Origin of the sequence: Pseudomonas sp. NPDC087639, from assembly GCF_044743385.1 — a bacterium.
Taxonomy (GTDB): domain Bacteria; phylum Pseudomonadota; class Gammaproteobacteria; order Pseudomonadales; family Pseudomonadaceae; genus Aquipseudomonas.
Genome location: NZ_JBIUWI010000005.1, coordinates 63,507 through 85,010, shown reverse-complemented (window position 1 = coordinate 85,010; position 21,504 = coordinate 63,507). Strand labels below are relative to the sequence as shown.

General features: G+C 63.1%; 2 protein-coding genes. Both read left to right on the top strand.

The window, feature by feature from the left end:
• Positions 1-176: 176 nt before the first annotated feature.
• Complete coding sequence (locus tag ACIOVB_RS04460) at positions 177-13,151, top strand: amino acid adenylation domain-containing protein (RefSeq protein WP_401265211.1); 12,975 nt, start codon at positions 177-179, stop codon at positions 13,149-13,151.
• On the top strand, positions 13,148-21,448 hold the full coding sequence (locus ACIOVB_RS04455) for an amino acid adenylation domain-containing protein (protein ID WP_401265209.1): 8,301 nt from the start codon (positions 13,148-13,150) through the stop codon (positions 21,446-21,448). The genes ACIOVB_RS04460 and ACIOVB_RS04455 overlap by 4 nt, the downstream gene beginning before the upstream one ends.
• Positions 21,449-21,504 lie beyond the last annotated feature (56 nt).

Here is a 21,504-nt window from a genome sequence, read left to right as displayed (position 1 = left end):
CGCGAGCAGGCTCACTCCTACAGGGGAGATTGTGTTGCTCGTATCGCGTACGGCTTGTCCCCGCTTCCCATGTCAGACACCCAAGCCCCGATGTTTTAGTTTTTCCAGGCTGCGCGCCGCTTGCACGGACTGGCTGCTGCGCGCTCCTTTTTCCCGTATTTACAGCAGGTTACTCCATGCATTTCAGCGAACTGATGGCTGTTATTTCGACCCATGCGATCCGCCTTCAACAGGAAGATGAAGACCTGGTCATTCTGGGTGACGACGCGCTGGATGACGCGTTGTGGGACAGCCTCGCTGCGCACAAGGCGCAACTGCTGGAACTGGTCGCCAGCCATGGGGGGGACTGGCTGAGCCCGGCGTTCCGGATCACGCCGGACATGCTGCCGCTGGTGACGCTGGATCAGGACAGCCTCGACCGCATCATCGCCACGGTGCCGGGCGGCGCGGCGAATCTGCAGGACATTTACCCGTTGGCGCCGTTGCAGGAGGGCATGCTGTACCTGCACCTGTCGGCACCCGCAGGCGATCCGTATGTGTCGCAAGCGCGATTCGCTTTCGACAATCGTGAACGACTGGATGCGTTCGCCCAAGCGCTGCAATGGATGATCGGACGCCATGACATCCTGCGTACTTCTTTCATCTGGGAGCGGCTGGACGAGCCGCTGCAAGTGGTTCAACGCAAGGCTTCGCTGAGCTGTGAAGAGCTCGTGTTGCAGGGCCGCGGTGATGTGCTGCAGCAGTTGCTGGATCGCTATGACCCGAAGTTCTTCCGCCTTGACGTGCAGCAGGCACCGCTGTTGCGGCTGGTGTTCGCACAAGACCCGGCGAACGGGCGAGTGGTCGCGCTCTTGCTGTTTCACCACTTGATCATGGATCACATCGCACTGGACGTGGTGCGCCGCGAAGCGCAGGCGTATTTGCTCGGGCAGACCGCCCAGGTCGCCGCGCCCGTGCCTTACCGCGACCACTTGGCGCGGGCGCGTATGGGCGCCAGTGAACAGGCGCATGAGGCGTTTTTCCGCGAGATGCTTGCGGACATTGACGAGCCGACGCTGCCTTGCGGTTTGCAGGACGTTCAAGGCGACGGGCAGGCCATCGAGGAAACCTGGTTGATGCTCGACAGCGACTTGAGCCGAGCACTGCGTAAGCATGCGCGGCAATTGGGCGTGAGCGTGGCAAGCCTGATGCATCTGGCGCTGGCGCGGGTGTTGGGCCAATTGTCCGGGCGTACGGCGGTGGTGTTCGGCACCGTGTTGCTCGGGCGGATGGAGGTGGGCGAGGGCGGTGAGCAGGCGTTGGGGATGTTCATCAATACGTTGCCGCTGCGAGTGGATGTCGGCGCGGAAAGTGTTCACGCCGCCGTGCTGAAGACCCATCGTCGCCTGACTGCGTTGCTCGCCCATGAGCAGGCCTCGCTGGCGCTGGCCCAGCGTTGCAGTGCGGTGGCAGTACCGACGCCGTTGTTCAGCGCAATCCTCAACTACCGTCACAGCGCCGTCGAAGAAGTCGCCGAGGTGATTGATATCGCGCCCGGCGTTCAGGTGCTGGGCGCCCGGGAACGCACCAACTACCCGTTGACCGTCAACATCGATGACCTCGGCGAGGATTTGCGCATTACCGCGCTGGCGGACGCCAGCCTCGGCGCCGAGCGTATTGCCCGTTACTTGCACACGGCGCTGGAAGGCTTGGTTGAAGCGTTGCAAGCCGATCCGCAAAAGTCGCTGCACAGCCTGAATATTTTGCCGGCCAGGGAACGTGAACAACTGCTGCACGGCATTAACGCGCCGCTGGCACAGTTCCCCGATACGCCACTGATCCATCAACAATTTGAAGCCCATGCGCAGGCCCGGCCGGACGCCACTGCGTTGATCTTCGGTGAACAAACCCTGAGCTATGGCGAACTGAATCGTCGCGCCAATCAGGTTGCACATCACTTGCTGGCGCTGGGCATTCGCGCGGACGACCGTGTCGCCATCTGCGTCGAGCGCGGCCCGCAAATGATCATCGGCTTGCTTGGCGTACTGAAGGCTGGCGCCGGTTATGTGCCGATCGATCCGGCGTATCCACTGGATCGAATTGCTTTCACGCTGCAGGACAGCGCGCCGGTCGCGGTGTTGATGCAAGCGGCGACGCGCGACCGCGTGGCGGATCTCGACGTGCCGACAGTCGATCTCGACAGCGCTCATTTACGCGCCGAATTAGCCACTGACCCGCAGATCCCGGAACTGACCCCGGCGCACCTGGCGTACGTGATCTACACCTCCGGATCCACTGGTTTGCCCAAAGGCGTGATGGTCGAACACCGCAACGTCGCGCGACTGTTTTCGGCCACTCATGACTGGTTTCAATTCAACCCGCAGGACATCTGGGCGCTGTTCCACTCTTTCGCCTTCGATTTCTCGGTATGGGAAATCTGGGGCGCGCTGAGTTTTGGTGGGCAGTTGCTGCTGGTGCCGCAAGCCGTCAGCCGTTCACCGGACGACTGCTATGCGCTGCTGTGCCGTACCGGCGTCACCGTGCTTAACCAGACGCCGAGCGCGTTCCGGCAAATGGTCGCCGGACAGGCACGCAGCCCGTTGCAGCATTCCTTGCGCGAAGTGATTTTTGGTGGCGAGGCGCTGGAGCCGGGCCTGCTTAAGCCGTGGTACGCGCGAGTTGGCAATGCGGGGACGCGGTTGGTGAACATGTACGGCATCACCGAAACCACGGTGCACGTGACCTACCGACCGCTGGTCGCGTCTGACGCGCAGTTGATGGGCGTAAGCCCGATTGGTGTGCGCATACCCGACCTGCAACTGTATGTGCTCGACGCGCAACGCGAACCGGTGCCGGTCGGGGTGATCGGTGAGTTGTACGTCGGTGGCGCCGGGGTGGCACGCGGTTATCTCAACCGCCAGGACCTGACCACCGAACGCTTTATTGTCGACCCGTTCAGTGGCCATGCCGAGGCGCGTTTGTACAAGACCGGCGACCTTGCGCGCTGGGCCGCAGACGGCAGTCTTGAATACCTGGGGCGTAACGACGACCAGGTGAAAATCCGCGGTTTCCGAATCGAACTCGGCGAGATCGAAGCACGCCTGGCCGCTTGCGCAGGCGTGCGCGAAGCGGTGGTGATTGCCCGTGAAGACAGCCCCGGCGAGCAACGTCTGGTGGCGTACTGGCTGGCTGACGAGGGCGTTGAGCCCAGTGCTGCGCAGTTGCGCGATCACCTGCAGGGTTCGTTGGCCGAGTACATGGTGCCGAGCGCCTTCGTGCGCCTCGATGCCTATCCGCTGACCCCCAACGGCAAACTTGATCGCAAGGCCTTGCCGCCACCGGACAGCGATGCGTTCGCCCGGCGTGGTTTCGAGGCGCCGGTGGGTGAGGTGGAAGCGCTCATCGCTGGAATCTGGCAGAGCCTGCTCGGCGTCGAACAGGTCGGCCGGCATGACAACTTCTTCGAACTCGGCGGTCATTCGCTGCTGGCGGTGAAGCTGATCGAGCGTATGCGCCAACACGAAATGCATTGCGACGTGCGCGTGCTGTTCGGCCAGCCGAGCGTGGCGGCGCTGGCGGCGACCTTGAGCACAGCCAGTGTCAGCGTGGTGCCGGGCAATCTGATCGAGCCCGGTTGCACGCACATCACCCCCGACATGCTGCCGTTGGCCACACTGGATCAGATCGGCATCGACCGGGTCATCGCCAGTGTGCCCGGCGGCGTCGCCAATGTGCAGGACATCTATGGGCTGGCGCCGTTGCAGGCGGGGATTCTCTATCACCACCTGGCAACCAGCGCCGGCGATCCCTATGTGTTGCAGGCGCAATTCGCGTTTGACGGTCTGGCGCAGATCAAAACCTTTGTCCGCGCCTTGAATGAGGTGATTGGCCGTCACGATATTCTGCGCACCAGTGTGGTCTGGGAAGGGCTGGAAGAACCGGTACAGGTGGTGTGGCGCGAGGCACCGCTGGCGCTGGAACGGGTCGATGCCGACGAACTCGACGGCGATGTACTGGAGCAAATGCAGGCACGCTTCGATCCGCGTACTGCGACAAAAACAGCACGCCTGAATCTCAACCAAGCACCGCTTATGCGCTTTGCCTATACCGAAGATCAGCCGCATAACCGATGGATCGGGATACTTTTGCTGCATCACATCGTGCTCGACCACACGGCACTGGAGGTGCTGGTAGCGGAAGTGAACGACGTCATGCACGGCCGGACAATCGATGTACCGGCGCCGGTGCAATATCGCAATTACGTAGCGCAGGCGCGGCTTGGCGCAAGCGAAGCAGTCCATGAGGCGTTCTTTCGCGACATGCTCGGCGATATCGACGAACCGACCCTGGCGTTCGGTTTGCAGGACGTGCACGGCGACGGCCGCGATATTCTCGACAGTCATGCAGCGCTGGATGCCGGCCTCGGCGAGCGTCTGCGCGAGCAGTCGCGTCGGCTCGGCATCAGTATTGCGAGTCTGGTGCATCAGGCGTGGGCGCAGGTGTTGGCGAAAGTCTCCGGTCAGCAGGATGTGGTGTTCGGCACCGTGTTGCTGGGCCGGATGCAGGGCGGCGAGGGCGCCGACCGGGCGCTGGGCATGTTCATCAATACGTTGCCGCTGCGCGTCAGCGTGGGCGCCGCGTCGGTGCAGGACAGTGTGCGCGCCACTCATCAATGCCTGGCGCAATTGCTCGGGCACGAGCAGGCATCGTTGGCGCTGGCTCAGCGTTGCAGCGGCGTATCGGCTGCACTGCCGCTGTTCAGCACCTTGCTCAACTATCGTCACAGTGCGGCGGATTCGGCGGCGCTGGCGTGGCAGGGCATTGAGATTCTCAGCTCTCGCGAACGCAGCAATTACCCGCTGGTGGTCAGCGTCGACGACCTTGGTAACGCTTTCCGGCTGAGCGTGCAGGCGGTGCCACAAGTAGATGGCGCGCGGGTGTGCGATTACTTGCAAACGGCGTTGCACGGTCTGGTAACGGCGCTCGAATACACGCCTGACGCGCCGCTGCAGCAGCTGTCAATCTTGTCGCCGAGTGAGCGTCAACGGGTATTGGTGGGTTTCAACATCACCGGCCGTGACTACCCGAGTGGGCAGCCCATCCAGCGTTTGTTCGAAGCGCAAGTCGCGGCGCGCCCCGATGCATGGGCGGCGGTGCAGGGTGAGCAGCGCCTGAGCTATCGCGAACTGAACCAGCGTGCCAACCGCGTGGCGCACCACCTGATCGGCCTCGGTGTGCAACCGGATGATCGTGTCGCCGTTTGTTTGCGTCGCGGCCCGGACATGCTCGTGGCGCTGCTGGCGATTCTCAAGGCTGGCGCCGGTTATGTGCCGGTCGATCCGGCGCATCCGCGCGAGCGTATCGCTTATCTGTTGCAGGACAGCGAGCCGGTGGCGGTGCTCGCCCAGCCTTCGACGCGCGATCTACCGGCAAGCGTGCCGGTGATCGACCTGCACGGTGATGACTGGCAGCGCTTCCCGCAGACCAATCCTCAGTTGCCGGCGCTGAATCCGGGGCATCTCGCCTATGTGATCTACACCTCCGGCTCCACCGGCCAGCCTAAAGGCGTGATGGTCGAACACCGTACTCTGGAAAACCTCGTGCACTGGCACGCCGAAGCTTTTGACCTGCACGCCGGCAGCCACACCGCGAGTGTCGCCGGCTTCGGTTTTGATGCAATGGCGTGGGAGGTTTGGCCGGCGTTGTGTGTCGGCGCGACCTTGCACCTGCCGCCCGAATCCATTGGCAATGAACTCCTTGATGAACTGCTCGACTGGTGGCGTGCGCAGCCATTGCAGGTGAGTTTCCTGCCGACGCCGGTGGCCGACTATGCGTTCAGTCGCCATCTGGGGCACCCGACCTTGCGCACGCTGTTGATCGGCGGGGACAAGCTGCGGCAGTTCCCGCGTGCTCAGACCTTCGACGTGATCAATAACTACGGCCCGACCGAGGCCACGGTGGTGGCGACGTCGGGGCGGATCGAATGCGGGCAGGTGCTGCATATCGGGCGGCCGATTGCCAATGCCCGAGTCTACCTGCTGGACAGCCAGCAGCAGCCGGTGCCGGTGGGTGTGCAAGGTGAACTGTATGTCGGCGGCGCCGGTGTCGCACGGGGTTATCTGAATCGCGCGCAATTGACTGCCGAACAGTTCCTTGACGACCCATTCAGTGACGAGCCGAACGCCCGGATGTACCGTACCGGCGACCAGGCACGCTGGCTGGCCGACGGCAACATCGAATACCTGGGCCGCAATGACGATCAGGTCAAACTGCGCGGCGTGCGTGTCGAACTCGGTGAAATCGAAGCCGCACTCAGTGCTCACAATGCGGTGCAGGATGTCGTGGTGCTGGTGCGTGACGGGCGGCTGGTCGCGTGGTTCACCGAACGCGAATCTGTCGAAATTGCCGGACTGCTTACCCATTTGCAGGCCCGATTGCCGGACGCCCTGATCCCTGCAGCCTATGTGCGTCTGGACGCTTTGCCGTTGACGGCCAACGGCAAACTCGATCGCAAGGCGCTGCCCGAACCCGATGAAAGTGCGTGGCTCAGCCGCGCCTATGAAGCACCGCAAGGCCCGGTGGAAACCGCGTTGGCGCAGATCTGGGCGACTGTACTCAAGGTTGATCAAGTCGGCCGTCACGACAACTTCTTTGAACTCGGTGGCCATTCGCTGTTGGCGGTGAGCCTGATCGAACGCATGCGCCAGATCGGCCTGAGCGCCGATGTGCGCGTGCTGTTCAACCAGCCGACACTGGCGGCGCTGGCCGCAGCCGTGGGGCGCGGGCGCGAAATCGATGTACCGGCCAATCGCATCCCAGCCAATTACACGCGCATCACCCCTGACATGCTGACCCTGACCGATCTGGATCAGGCCAGCATCGAACGCATCGTCGCCACCGTGCCCGGTGGTGCGCCCAATGTGCAGGAGATTTACCCGCTCGCACCGTTACAGGAGGGCATTCTTTATCACCACATCAGCGCCGCAGACGGTGATCCCTACTTGTTGCAGTCACGTCTGGCATTCGCCGATATCGAGCATTTGCACGCCTTTGCCGAGGCGTTGCAAAGCGTGATCGCACGTCACGACATCCTGCGCACCAGCGTGGTTTGGGAAGGGCTGCCGAACCCGCAGCAAGTGGTCTGGCGTCAGGCGCCGATGAGCGTGCAAGCCGTTGCGCTGGAGCCAACCGGCGGTGACATCCTCGGGCAGTTGCACGGGCGATTCGATGCCCGCCACTTCCGTCTCGACCTTGGCCAGGCGCCACTGTTGCGTCTGGTGTATGCCCACGACCCGGCCCATGACCGAGTGGTGGGGATGTTGCTGTTTCACCATATCGCCCTCGATCACACGGCGCTGGAGGTGGTGCGCCACGAGATGCAGGCCAGTCTGCTGGGCAGCACCGAACCGCTGCCGTTAGCGGCGCCGTATCGCAACTACGTGGCCCAGGCTCGCCATGGCGTCAGCGAGCAGGAACACGAAACCTTCTTCCGCGAGATGCTCGGCGATATCGACGAGCCGACCCTGCCGTTCGGCTTGCGCGACGTACAGGGTGATGGCTGCGATATCGAGGAGCATTTGCTGGCGCTGCCGGCCGGGCTGAGCCAGCGCTTGCGCGTTCAGGCCCGGTTGTTCGGTGTCAGTGCGGCCAGCCTGTTCCATCTGGCCTGGGCGCACGTACTGGCGGCGACAGCGGCTCAGCAACACGTCGTGTTCGGCACCGTATTGCTGGGCCGGATGCAAGGAGGCGAAGGCGCTGACCGGGCGCTTGGGGTGTTCATCAATACCTTGCCGTTGCGCATGGACATTGATGACCGCAGTGTCGGCGACGCGGTTCTGAGTTTGCACAAGCGACTGGCCGCGCTGCTGGGGCATGAGCACGCGTCCCTCGCCCTGGCGCAACGTTGCAGTGGTGTGGCGGCGCCGTTGCCGCTGTTCAGTTCGGTACTCAACTATCGACACAGCGCCGAGCGATCAGCGGCGGCACAGGCCTGGCAAGGCATCGAATTCCTCGCCCATGACGGGCGCACCAATTATCCACTGACCCTCAGCGTCAATGACTTGGGCGAGGGCTTCAACCTGGCGGTTCTGACCCCGAGCCACGTCGGCGCGCAGCGGGTTTGCGATCTGATGCATACCGCCATCGCGGCGCTGGTGACGGCGCTGGAACACAACCCCGAACAGCCACTGAATCGCCTTTCAGTCCTGCCAGCGCTTGAGCGTGAGCGAGTGCTGCACGACTTCAACGCCAGTAGCGCCGATTACCCTGTCAGTCAGACCGTTCACGGATTGTTCGAAGCGCAGGTTCTGCGCACACCCCATGCGTTGGCTGTGCAGGCGGGTGAGCAGCGATTGAGCTTCTTGCAACTCAACCAACAGGCCAATCGCCTGGCGCACTACCTTGTCGGGATGGGTGTGGGGCCGGATACGCGAGTGGCGATCTGTCTCAAGCGCGGCCCACAGATGCTGGTCGGGTTGTTGGCCATTCTCAAGGCCGGCGCTGCCTATGTGCCTATCGACCCGGCTTATCCGGCGGAGCGCATTACTTACCTGCTGAGCGACAGTGCGCCATTGGCGGTGCTGGTACTGGACACGCGGTTGCCGGGTGAGGTGACGGTGCCCGTGATCGATCTTGGCGAAGACTACTGGCAGGATTTGTCGGCGGACAATCCCCGGGTCAACGGCTTGACCACGCACAACCTCGCCTACGTGATCTACACCTCCGGCTCCACCGGCCAGCCCAAAGGCGTGATGGTCGAACACCGGACCCTGGAAAACCTCGTGCACTGGCACGCTCAAGCCTTCGACCTGCATGCCGGCAGCCACACTGCGAGTGTCGCCGGCTTCGGTTTTGATGCGATGGCGTGGGAGGTTTGGCCGGCACTGTGTGTCGGCGCGACCTTGCACCTGCCGCCCGAATCCATTGGCAATGAACACCTTGATGAACTGCTCGACTGGTGGCGGGCGCAGCCGTTGCAGGTGAGTTTCTTGCCGACACCGGTGGCCGAATATGCGTTCAGTCGCGAGCTGGGCCACCCGACCTTGCGCACGCTGTTGATTGGCGGCGACAAGCTGCGGCAGTTCCCGCGTGCTCAGACCTTCGACGTGATCAATAACTACGGCCCGACCGAGGCCACGGTGGTGGCGACATCGGGGCGGATCGAATGCGGGCAGGTTCTGCACATCGGGCGGCCGATTGCCAATGCCAGGGCCTATGTACTCGATGCGCAACAGCGTCCGGTGCCAGTTGGCGTCGCGGGTGAGTTGTACGTCGGTGGTGCGGGCGTCGCGCGGGGTTATCTGAACCGTGACGATTTGACTGCCGAGCGGTTCATCAACGACCCGTTCGGCCCCCAAGGTGCGCGTATGTACCGCACCGGAGACCTGGTGCGCTGGGTGGCCGACGGCAATATCGAATATCTGGGCCGCAACGACGATCAGGTCAAACTGCGCGGTGTACGGATCGAGCCGGGCGAAATCGATGCGGCGCTCGCCAGCCATCCAGCGGTGCAGGAAGCGGTAACGCTGGTGCGCGACGGGCAATTGCTGGCCTGGTTTACCGAGCGCACGTCAGTCGCTATCGAGGACTTGCGCAAGTATCTGCAAAACCGCTTGCCACAAGCCTTGGTGCCGGCGGCCTACGTGCGAATGGACGCTTTGCCGCTGACCGCCAACGGCAAACTCGACCGCAAGGCTCTGCCCGAACCGGACCAAAGTGCATGGCTCAGCCGCGCCTATGAAGCGCCGAAAGGCCCGGTCGAAACCGCGCTGGCGCGGATCTGGGCCGAGGTCTTGAAAGTCGAACAGGTTGGCCGCCACGACAACTTCTTTGAACTCGGTGGGCATTCGTTGCTGGCAGTGAGTGTGATCGAACGCATGCGCCAGATCGGCCTGAGCAGCGATGTGCGCGTGCTGTTCCACCAGCCGACCCTCGCGGCGTTGGCTGCTGCGGTGGGCAGTGGTCGCGAAATCGACGTACCGGCCAATCGCATTCCAGCCGATTGCACGCGTATCACCCCGGACATGCTGACCCTGACCGATCTGGATCAGGCCAGTATCGAGCGGGTCGTCGCCACTGTGCCGGGTGGCGCGGCCAACGTGCAGGATATTTACCCGCTGGCGCCGTTGCAGGAAGGCATTCTTTACCACCACATCACTGCCGCCGAACGCGACCCGTACGTGCTGCAATCGCGAATGGCATTCGCCAGCGTTGAGCGCGTCGAGGCCTTCGCCAACGCGCTGCGGCACATCATGCAGCGCCACGATATTTTGCGTACGGCCATCGTCTGGCAGGGCTTGGCCGCGCCGCTTCAGGTGGTGTGGCGTCATGCCGAGTTACCGGTGCAGGAGGTTGCGATCGAGCAACTGCTGGAACAGCGCCTGGATCTCAGTCAGGCGCCGTTGATTCGGCTGCTGTATGCCCGCGATCCGGCCAATGACTGCGTGGCGGGGCTGTTGTTGTTCCATCACATCGCCCTGGATCACACCGCGCTGGAAGTGGTGCGTCACGAGATGCAGGCGAGTCTGCTGGGGCTGACCGAGCCGTTACCGGCGGCGGTGCCGTATCGCAACTACGTGGCACAGGCCCGATTGGGCATCAGTGAACAGGAGCACGAGGCGTTTTTCCGCGACATGCTCGGCGACATCGATGAGCCAACTTTGCCGTTCGGTTTAAGTGAGGTGAACGGCTCGGCCAGCGCTTTTGAGGAAACCGTTCAGGCTTTGCCCGAGGCATTGGCGCAACGCTTGCGCAGTCAGGCGCGACAAGGGGGCATCAGCGTCGCCAGCCTGTTTCACCTGGCTTGGGCGCAGGTACTGGCGGCCACCTCCGGGCAGGAACGCGTGGTCTTCGGCACCGTGCTGATGGGGCGGATGCAGGGTGGGGCGGGGGCCGATCGCGGGCTGGGGATGTTCATCAACACCTTGCCACTGCGCGTGGATGTCGGCGACCAACCGGTGCGTGTCGCGCTCAAGGCGACGCATGCGCGACTCACCGGACTGCTTGGACACGAGCACGCTTCGCTGGCTCTGGCCCAGCGTTGTAGCGGTGTCGCTGCGCCGGCGCCGCTGTTCAGCGCGATGCTCAACTATCGGCACAGCAGTGCAACCCAAACGCAAGCGCACCCGGCCTGGCAGGGCATCGAGACGCTGGCCGGCGAAGAACGCACCAACTATCCGCTGAGCCTCAATGTCGACGATTTGGGCGCGGGTTTCAGAATCACTGCGATTACCTCGGCAGAGGTCGGCTCGCAACGGATCTGTGCTTACGTGCAAACGGCGTTGATCGTGCTGGTCGAGGCACTGGAGCAGACGCCGCAAAAACCGCTCAATCGCCTGTCGATCCTGCCCGATCAGGAGCGCCAGCGACTGCTGTTCGACTTTAACGCCACCACGGTTGACTACAACCTGGAGCAAACCCTGCACGGCATGTTCGAGGCGCAAGTGCTGCGAACCCCGCAAGCGCCAGCGGTGCAAGTCGGTGACCAGCGCTTGAGCTTCGAGCAATTGAACGAGCGCGCCAACCGCTTGGCCCATCACCTGCGCAATCTTGGCGTTCAGCCGGATTCACGGGTGGCGATCGGCGTCGAGCGCAGTGTGCAAATGGTCATTGGCTTGCTGGCGATTCTCAAGGCTGGCGGTGGTTATGTGCCACTCGATCCGGATTATCCGCCGGAACGCATCGCTTACATGCTCGCCGACAGCGCTCCCGTGGTGCTGCTGGTGCAGAGCGCTACGGCCGGGTTGGCAGCTGAAGTGGCTGTGCCGGTGATCAATCTGGATCAGGAAACCTGGCAGGACTTGTCGGCGGACAATCCGCCAGTCGCCGGGCTGACCCCCAACCATCTGGCCTACGTGATCTACACCTCCGGTTCTACCGGCCAGCCCAAAGGGGTGGCCAACGAGCACTCGGCAGTGGTGAACCGCCTGCTGTGGATGCAGGACGCCTACGCGCTGACACCGGCGGACGCGGTGCTGCAAAAAACGCCGTTCAGCTTCGACGTGTCGGTCTGGGAGTTTTTCTGGCCGCTGATGACCGGTGCGCGGCTGGTGCTGGCCCGTCCCGGCGGACACAAGGAGCCGGCCTACCTGAGTGAAGTGATCGAAAGCGAGAACATCACCACCGTGCATTTCGTGCCATCGATGCTCGATGTGTTTCTCGCCCACGGCCAGACCGAGCGTTGCGCAGGGCTGCGTCAGGTCATGTGCAGCGGCGAAGCATTGCCCGGCAGTCTGGTGCGGCGTTTCAAACAACAATTGCCGGCCAGCGAACTGCACAACCTATACGGCCCGACCGAAGCGGCGGTGGATGTCACGGCCTGGCATTGCACCGGATCTTGCGAAGACATTCCAGACAACACGCCAATCGGCAAACCGATCGCCAATACCCGGATGTACATCCTCGATGCGTGGCAACAACCGGTGCCGCAAGGCGTGGTCGGCGAGTTGTACATCGGCGGTGTGCAAGTGGCGCGGGGGTATTTGAACCGTGCCGAGCTGAGCGCCGAACGGTTCCTCAACGATCCGTTCAGTGATCAGACGCACGCGCGGATGTACCGCACCGGCGACATTGCCCGCTACCGTGCCGACGGCAATATCGAGTATCTGGGGCGCAACGACGACCAGGTGAAAATCCGTGGGCTGCGCATCGAGCTTGGCGAGATTCAGGCAGGCCTGACACAGATCGGTGGCGTGCAGGAAGCGGTCGTGGTTGCCCGCGAAGATGTTCCAGGGGACAAACGCCTGGTGGCCTATTACACGGGCGCACGGCTGGACGTCGACATTCTGCGTGGGGCGTTGCTGCAGCATCTGCCGGACTACATGGTCCCGGCGATTTTCGTCCATCTCGACCGCTTGCCGCTCAGCCCCAACGGCAAACTCGATCGCAAGGCGTTGCCTGTAGCGAATCAGCACTCGGTGAGCAGCCACGAATACGAAGCGCCGGTCGGTGAGTTGGAAATCATCCTGGCGCGGCTGTGGTGCGAGTTGCTCAACGTCGAGCGGGTAGGGCGTCACGACCATTTCTTCGAGTTGGGTGGGCATTCGTTGCTGGCGGTGAGTCTGGTCGGACGTCTGCAACAGGAAGGCATTGAAGCGGATGTCAGGGCGTTGTTTGAACACCCGACCCTGGCCGGTTACGCGGCAATCACGGAAAGAATGGAGATCGTCCTGTGAACGTGAACGAACTGTTGGTGACGTTGAAGGAAAAAGACATCCAGTTGGCGGTCACCGATGACCAGTTACGGGTCAACGGCAACAAACAGGCGTTGAGCGAGCCGGCCCTGCTGGCGTTGCTGCGCGAGCACAAGCCGGCGCTGATCGAATTGATCAAGGCCGGGACGTACTCGGCAGCGAGAGCGGGGCAAGTCGAGGTGCCGGTCAATGGCATCGTCCCAAGCACCACGCGAATCACGTCGGCGATGCTGACGCTCGCCGAGTTGAGTCAGGACCGTCTCGATCAATTGGTCGACACCGTCCCCGGTGGCGCCGCCAATGTGCAGGACATCTATCCGCTGACACCGTTGCAGGAAGGCATCCTCTACCACCATGTCAGTGCCACCCATGGCGATCCGTACGTCATGCAGGCGCATTTTGCGTTCAGCGGGCGCGAGCGCTTGCAGGCGTTCGTCCAGGCCTTGCAGACCGTGATCGACCGTCACGACATTTTGCGCACGGCGGTGTTCTGGGAGGGCCTGGATACGCCGTTGCAAGTGGTCTTGAGAACCGCCGAGCTGCCGCTGGAAGAGGTGCCGTTGGAAGTGGCCGACGGTGACGTGCTGACGCAGTTGCACAAGCGTTTCGACGCCCGGCATTTTCGCCTCGATGTCACCCGTGCGCCGCTGTTGCGTCTGGTCCACGCGTGGGATCCGCGCGAGGAGCGCATCGTCGCCATGTTGCTGTTTCATCACATGGCGATGGACCATTCCGCGCTCGCGGTGGTCAGCGAAGAGCTGCAAGCCTGTCTGTCCGGATTCGCTGCTCGATTGGGGCCGCCCGTGCCGTTTCGCAACTACGTGGCACACGCTCGATTGGGGATCAGCGAGCAGGAACATGAAGCCTTTTTCCGCGACATGCTCGGTGACATTGACGAGCCGACATTGCCGTTTGGTTTGCAAGGCGTCCACGGTGACGGCAGCGATATCGAGGAGCTCAGTCTGGCGCTTGATCCGCTACTCGGTCAGCGTTTGCGGGCACAGGCACGGTTGCTGGGGGTGAGTGTCGCGAGCCTGTTTCATCTCGGTTGGGCGCAGGTCTTGAGCGCGCTGACCGGTAAATCGAATGTGGTGTTTGGCACCGTGCTGATGGGGCGGATGCAAGGCGCTGAATCCACCGACCGCGCCTTGGGGATTTTCATCAACACGTTGCCGTTGCGGGTCGATGCAGGGGCGCAAGCGGCGGGCGAGGCAGTGAAGGCCACCCATGCGCGCCTGACCACCCTGATGCGCCACGAACACGCGCCGCTGGCGCTGGCCCAGCGTTGCAGTGGCGTGGTGGCGTCTTCGCCGTTGTTCAGCACGCTGCTCAATTACCGGCACAGCGCGTCGAGTGCCAATGCCAGCGCCGAGGCGCTCGCAGCCTGGGAGGGCATCAGCGTCTTGCGTTCGGAAGAACGTACCAACTACCCACTGACCCTGAGCATCGACGATTTTGCTGACCGCTTCAGCCTGACGTTGCTCGCCAGCACCGAGGTCGACTCCCACCGAATCTGCACCTACATGCTGTGCGCGGTGGAAAATCTGCTGCTGGCCCTGGAGCGCGCATCAGACACCCCGTCGAATCAATTGCCGGTGTTGCCGCCGGCCGAGCGCGAGCAGGTTGTGTCGGGGTTCAACGCCACTCACGTCGAATACCCGCCGGCGCAGCCCCTTCATCATCGTTTTGAGGCTCAGGTTGTCGCCCGGCCCGACGCGTTGGCGGCGGTGTATCTGGGTGAGCCATTGACGTTCGCCGAGTTGAACCATAAGGCCAACGCACTGGCCCACTATCTGATCGGGCTGGGCGTGAAACCCGACGATCGGGTGGCGATTGTCGCCCGACGCGGCCTGCAAACCCTGGTCGGACTGCTGGCGATTCTCAAGGCCGGGGCCGCTTACGTACCGGTGGACCCGGCGCACCCCGCCGAGCGCTTGAGCTACCTGCTCAGCGACAGTGCGCCGGTGGCTGTGCTGACATCCAGTGATCTTGCGCAGCGCCTGCCCGTTCTGGACGTGCCGGTGATCGATCTTGACCCGTGCACCTGGCCGCTGGGCACTACCCACAATCCCCAGGTGCCCGGCCTGAATCCCTCGCATCTGGCCTACGTGATCTACACCTCTGGCTCCACTGGCCTGCCCAAAGGGGTGATGGTCGAGCACCACACGCTGTGCAATCTGGTTGACTGGCACTGTGCGGCCTTCGATTTATGCGCCGGTCGCCACACCTCAAGTCTGGCCGGGTTTGGTTTCGATGCCATGGCATGGGAAATCTGGCCGGCGCTGTGTGCAGGCGCGACCTTGCATATCGCCCCGGCTCACGAGGGCAGTGAAGACATTGATGCCTTGCTCGACTGGTGGCGTGCGCAACCGTTGGACGTGAGTTTTCTGCCGACGCCGGTGGCCGAGTACGCCTTCAGCCAGAACCTGGAACATCCGACCCTGCGCACGCTGCTGGTCGGTGGCGACCGGTTGCGGCAGTTTTCGCGCAATCAGCACTTCGACGTGATCAACAACTACGGCCCGACCGAGACCACCGTGGTGGCAACGTCCGGGCGCATCGAGGCGGGCGATGGGTTGCACATCGGTAAACCGGTGAGCAATGCGACGGTGTATCTGCTCGATGATCAACAGCGTCCGGTGCCGATTGGCGTGACGGGAGAGTTGTATGTCGGCGGCAGCGGTGTTGCCCGCGGCTATCTGAATCGGCCGGACCTGAGCGCCGAACGCTTCCTGCGCGATCCATTCAGCCGCGTACCTCAAGCGCGGATGTACCGAACTGGCGACCTGGCACGCTGGCGGGTCGACGGCACCCTCGAATACCTGGGGCGCAACGATGATCAAGTGAAGATCCGTGGCGTGCGCATCGAGTTGGGGGAAATCGAGAACCGCCTCAACCAGCTCCCCGGCATTCAGGAGGCGGTGTTGCTGGCTCGCGAGGATGAACCGGGGCAGCCACGACTGGTGGCGTATTTCACCGAACAGGCGCAGGTCCAGCCATTGGCCGTGGCTGAACTGCGCGCGCAGCTTCTGACCCAGTTGCCCGAGTACATGGTGCCGTCAGCCTTCGTGAAACTTGATGCGCTGCCGCTGACCGCCAACGGCAAACTCGACCGCAAGGCCTTGCCCAAACCTGAGCGCTCGGCGCTGTTCACTCGGGCATACGAGGCGCCGCAGGGTGAAGTGGAAACCACGTTGGCGCAGATCTGGGCCGAGGTGTTGCAGGTTGAACGGATCGGGCGTCGAGATCACTTTTTCGAGTCTGGAGGCCATTCGTTGCTGGCCATGCGCATGGTTGCGCAAGTACGACAGCGCCTGGGCGTCGAGCTTGCGCTGGGCGAGTTGTTCGCCAATGCCGAACTGGCGGCGGTGGCGCAAGTGTTGACCCAGGCCGGGCGCTGTACGCAGCCGCCGATTCTGGCCGTGCCGCGCGAAGGGGCGCTGCCGCTGTCATTTTCCCAGCAGCGATTCTGGTTTCTGGCGCAGATGGAAGGTGCCAACACGGCGTACAACATCCCGATCGGCCTGCGCTTGCGAGGCGTGCTTGACGACGATGCACTGCAACGGGCGCTGGCCCGCATCGTCGCGCGCCACGAGACCCTGCGCAGTCGTTTTGCCCCGTTCAACGGCGACGCACAGGTGCTGATTACGCCGGTCGACAGCGGTTTGCTGTTGCGCGTCGAGGATTTGCGTCTGCACCCGGCGGCTGACGAGGCTTTGCTCGCGCTGATTCAGGGCGAGGCATCGGGGCCGTTCGATCTGGAGGGCGATCCATTGATTCGCGGACGGCTGGTGCGGTTGGCGGACGATCACCATGTGTTGTTGATTACCTTGCACCACATCATCTCGGACGGCTGGTCGATGGGCGTGCTGACCCGCGAACTGATGGCGCTGTATCAGGCGTTCAGGCATGGCGAGGACGATCCGTTGCCGCCGCTGGCGTTGCAGTACACCGACTACGCGCTGTGGCAACGCCGCTGGTTGAGCGGCGACGTATTGCAGCGTCAGAGTGAATACTGGCAACGCACGCTGGCCGACGCGCCGGCCGTGCTCACGCTGCCCACCGACCGACCGCGCCCGGCGCAACAGGACTATGCCGGCAGCAGCGTCGAGGTGCGCCTGGACGAGCGCTTGAGCGCTGCGCTCAAAGCCTTGAGTCAGCGTCATGGCGTGACCTTGTACATGACGGTGATGAGTGCCTGGGCGATGGTCCTCAGTCGCTTGTCCGGGCAGGCTGATGTGGTGATTGGCTCACCGGTGGCCAACCGCACGCGAGCCGAAATCGAAGGTTTGATCGGCCTGTTCGTCAACACCCTCGCATTGCGCATCGATACCTCGGGAGCGCTGAGCGTCGAAGCGTTGCTGTCGCGGGTCAAGGCGCTGACGCTGCAAGCCCAGGCGCATCAGGATCTGCCGTTCGAACAAGTGGTGGAAATCACCCGGCCGGTGCGCAGTCTGGCGCACAGCCCGCTGTTCCAGACCATGCTCAACTGGCGTAACAGCGATGGCCCGGCGCTGGCCTTGGGTGAGCTCACGCTGGAGGCCGTCGCGGAGCCAAGCCACTTCGCCAAGTTCGACCTGACGCTGACCCTGGGCGACGCGCAGGGCGTTATCGGCGGGTGGCTGGAGTACGCCACGGCACTGTTCGATGAAGCAACGGCGCAGCGGTTTGTCGGTTACTTCCAGCAGTTGCTGCAGGCGATGGTCAGCAATGATCAAGCGGTGCTGGAACACGTGCCACTTGTCGATGACGAGGAACGCCAGCGATTGCTGGTCGACTTCAACGCCACTGAACGGGAGTATCCGCAAACCCTGACCGTTCACCGCGTGTTTGAACAGCACGCGGCGGCGCGGGGCGAAGCCGTTGCGGCGGTGCATGGCGCGCAAGCGTTGAGTTACGCCGAGTTGAACCGCAAGGCCAACCAACTGGCCCATTACTTGATGGCTCAGGGCGTAAGTCCCGGCGACCCTGTGGCGATTCTGTTGCCGCGCTCGCTGGATCTGTTGATCGCGCAACTGGCGATCATTAAATGCGCGGCGGCGTACCTGCCGCTGGACATCAACGCGCCTGCCGACCGTCAGGCGTTCATGGTTCAGGACTGTCAGGCGGCGGCCTTGCTGACGGCGACCGGTGCCGTATTCGATGACCCGGTGCGCCGGATTGATCTGGATGCCCTGGCACTCGACGGGCAACCGTCGCACAACCCGCAACTGCCGCAGTCGGCAGAGTCTTTGGCGTACATCATGTACACCTCCGGCTCAACCGGTACACCGAAGGGCGTGATGGTGCCGCACCGGGCGATCACCCGGCTGGTGATCAATAACGGCTACGCCGATTTCAATCCGCTTGATCGGGTGGCCTTCGCTTCTAACCCGGCATTCGATGCCAGCACGATGGATGTCTGGGGGGCGCTGCTCAACGGTGCTCAGGTTGCGGTGATCGACCCAGCCACCTTGCTCGACCCGCAGGCGTTCGGGCACGAGTTGCGCCGCTGCGGGGCGACCATCCTGTTTGTCACCACCGCGCTGTTCAACCAGTACGTGCAACTGATTCCCGAGGCACTCAAAGGTCTGCGAATCCTGCTGTGCGGCGGTGAACGGGGTGATCCGGCGGCGTTTCGCGCCCTGCTGGCGCAGGCGCCGGATCTGCGTCTGGTGCACTGCTACGGCCCGACGGAAACCACGACCTACGCCACGACTTTTGAAGTGCGCGCCGTTGCGAACGATGCCGACAGCGTGTCGATCGGTGGGCCGATTTCCAACACCCGTGCGTATGTGCTCGATGCCCATCAGCAACCGGTGCCGTTTGGTGTGATCGGTGAGCTGTATATCGGCGGGCAGGGCGTTGCGTTGGGTTACTTGAATCGACCTGAACTGACTGCCGAGAAATTCCTCCGCGATCCGTTCAGCGCCAAGCCTGAGGCAATGATGTACCGCACCGGAGATCTGGTGCGCTGGTTGGCGCCAGGGCAACTGGAGTGCATCGGGCGCAACGACGATCAGGTCAAGATCCGCGGTTTCCGCATCGAGTTGGGTGAAATCGAGAACCGCCTGTTGAGCTGTCCGGGCGTCAGGGAAGCGGTGGTGCTGGCCCGGCGCGACGGTCAGGAACCGATGCGCTTGGTGGCCTATTACACGGCGCATGATGCCAGTCTGCAAAGCGCCACCCTGCGTGCGCTGCTGCAAGCACGCCTGCCGGAATATATGGTGCCTGCGGCCTGGGTGCGCCTCGACACGCTGCCGCTGAACAACAATGGCAAGGTCGATCGCAAGGCGTTGCCGGAGCCGACACCGCAAGCCTTGCTCAGTCGCGTTTACGAAGCCCCGACCAATCCCGTGGAGGCGAATCTTGCCCGGCTTTGGGCTGAGGTGTTGCAGGTCGAACGCGTCGGCCGCCACGACAACTTCTTTGAACTGGGCGGGCATTCATTGTTGGCGGTGCGTCTGGTCAGCCTGCTGCAACAGAACAACCAGACGATCACTTTGGCCGAACTGTTCCAGCATCCGACTGTGGAGTCTGCGGCAACGCTGCTCAGCTCGCGCAACGGTGTTGCCGAGCCGCAAAACGGTCTGGTCGTGGTGCGTGCCGGCCGTCATGGCACACCGTTGTTCCTGGTGCATGAATTCAGCGGCCGGGACGTGTATTTCCCGGCGCTGGGCACGCACATCGCCGGTGAGTTCCCCATCTATGGCTTGCCGGGCATCGACCTCGGGCAACCCCAGCTGCGCACGATGGAATGCCTCGCGGCGCGGCTGGTCGGGATTATCCGTGCACAGCAGCCTAGTGGGCCGTATCGACTGGCCGGCTGGTCGTTCGGTGGCGTACTGGCGTATGAAATTGCCCTGCAGTTGCTCGGCATGGATGAGTGGGTGGAATTCCTCGGCTTGATCGATACCTATGTGCCGCGTCTGGCCGACCCGGACAAGGCACGCTGGAACGATGCCCATGTGCACAAGCGCCAATTGTTGCTGCACTGCACGGCGCATTGGGCCGGGCAGGGTGCCGAGGGGCAGCAAGCCCTGGCTCGCCTGGCCCTGCTGCAGACCGAGCTGGAGCCGATGGGGTTCGCGGAGCTGTTCGAGCGCTGCCGGGAACAACAATTGTTGCGTCCGGAACTGGCGGCGATCGCTTCGACGGATGCCTGGCACTACCTCGACCGTGAAGTGGCCCACGGGCATGCGCTGGCGCACTACCGAATTGCTCCGATTCCGCTACCCCTGCATTTACTGCGCGCTCAGGAGCGTTCGGCGCAAATGTCACTGCTCAGCCCGACGCGGGGTTGGGCCGAAGAGTTGCCTGCGGGTTTGCTGCATTGCATCGACGTGCCCGGGGATCACCAGAGCATGATGAAGGCGCCGCATATCGGCGCCCTGGGAGAAGCGCTCGGTCAGGCACTGGACGGGGCGAAGGCTCCCGAGCCCGTCACTTATCAGCCGTTGTTGACGGTGCAGACTGGCCACCCCGGGCATGCACCGATCTTTTGCGTACCCGGCGCGGGTGACAGCGTCACCGGGTTTATCCACCTGACCGAGGCGCTCGGGCCGGAGTGGCCGATTCACGGTCTGCAACCGCGCGGTCTCGACGGCGCCACGGTGCCGCACAGTCAGGTCGAGGCTGCCGCCAGGTTTTATTTGCAAGCCATCGAGCAACTCTACCCGCAAGGTCCGGTGCACCTGATCGGCCATTCGTTCGGTGGTTGGGTGGCACACGCGATGGCGGCGCAATTGCAGGATGCCGGGCGCACGGTCGCCTCGTTGACCCTGATCGACAGCGAAGCGCCCGGCGGTAACGGTGTGGTGGGCAAACCGTACACGACCACTGCTGCGCTACAGCGCTTGATCGAGGCGTTGCAGCTGTCTTCCGGTAAATCGCTGGGTATCGATGCGCAGGCATTTGCCGAGGCCGATGACGCTTTGCAAATGCGCCTGTTGCACCAAGGCATGGTGCGTGCCGGCGTCCTGTCCGCGCGCTCATCCGAACAGGCGATGCATGGCCCGGTGCGCACCTTTGCCACTGCGCTGCGCACGGTTTACCAGCCACGCCAGGCTTACACCGGCCTGGTGCGGCTGGCGCTGGTCGACGACCCGACGCTGGACGCGGCGGGCAATCAGCGCGAGCAAGCAGCGATGGTCGAAGGCTGGCAGCACCAAGTGACGGATCTGGCGGTGTGGTACGGGCCGGGCAACCACTTCACGATTCTCAAGGCGCCCAACGTCTTCAGTCTTGCGGCGTGGTGGCATGACGGCTTGTCGGTGCCGGTTAACGAAGTGCTGTCCTGAATGTTGTTTATCTACCAGAGCCCGGCCGCTGGCCGGGTTCAATCCTGAACGGACTT

Bases quoted from the DNA above. Each gene is read 5' to 3' on its own strand.
- ACIOVB_RS04460 (WP_401265211.1), top strand. From the start codon at position 177: ATGCATTTCAGCGAACTGATGGCTGTTATTTCGACCCATGCGATCCGC.